This window comes from Acidovorax sp. KPB24-07, assembly GCF_057543315.1.
Genome location: NZ_BAAJYS010000804.1, coordinates 1 through 876 on the forward strand (window position 1 = coordinate 1; position 876 = coordinate 876).

At 72.3% G+C, this 876-nt stretch carries 1 protein-coding gene; it reads right to left on the reverse strand.

Translation table 11 applies throughout. The features are described from left to right. Window positions 1-79 precede the first annotated feature (79 nt). Window positions 80-876, reverse strand: a 797-nt coding sequence (locus tag AC27IQ_RS25950) for a GNAT family N-acetyltransferase (RefSeq protein WP_487091357.1), incomplete at its 5' end; no start/stop codon positions are given.

Consider the following 876-nt stretch of genomic DNA (forward strand, 5'->3'; position numbering starts at 1 on the left):
AGATCGATGCGCCGCTCGTCCGGCAGCGCCCCGACGGCGCCGTCGAGGTCGAGCACGACCGGTGGCCAGTCGGCCGGTCTCATGCGGCCTCCGCGCGGTCGCGCCACTGCCGGTCGCTCTCGAAGCGCCCGGCGAACCGCCGCGCCAGCGCGCGCAGCACGGGCTGGCGCACGTACACCGCGTGGCGCGTGAAGGTGAAGCGCGCGCCCAGGCTGCGCTTGACCTCCGGGTCCGTCCAGCCGGCGACATAGTGCGTGAGGCCGTGCGCCAGCGCGTATTCGAGGTTTTCCATCCAGCTCACGAAGTACAGGTTGGCCTCGCGCGCGGCCGGGTAGGCCAGCCCGATGTACTTGTCCACCAGGCGGCCGCCATGCACGTAGCACAGGTTCCAGCCCAGCAGCTCGCCCGTGGCGGCGTGGCGGTATTCGAAGGCGATGCCGCCGCTGGACGCATCGCGCAGCACGGCGGCGAAGAAACCGCGCGTGAGCCGGTCGAAGTGCACCTCGCTCTGCGCGTACACGGCCTCGTACAGCGCGTAGTAGGCATCCACCACGGCGTCATCGGCAAAGGCCTCGCCCGTGGCGATGTGGCGCACCGCCAGCCCCGCGCGGCTGCGCAGCTTGCGGCGCAGGTTCTGGCGCCGGCTGGCGGACAGGCGGCCCAGGTAGTCGGCGATGCTCGCGAAGTCGATGGGCACATAGGCCAGCGCCTGCCCTTCGACCAGCACGAAGCCCTGGCGCTCGCAGGCGTGCGCCAGGGCGGCCGCGTAGGCGTTGTCGGCTTCGGACAGCAGGGGCGACTGTTGCGGCAGGTCCTTGATGATGGCCAGCGCGAAGCGCCGCCCCGGCCCCGCGCGCACGGCCTGCGCCAGGGCTT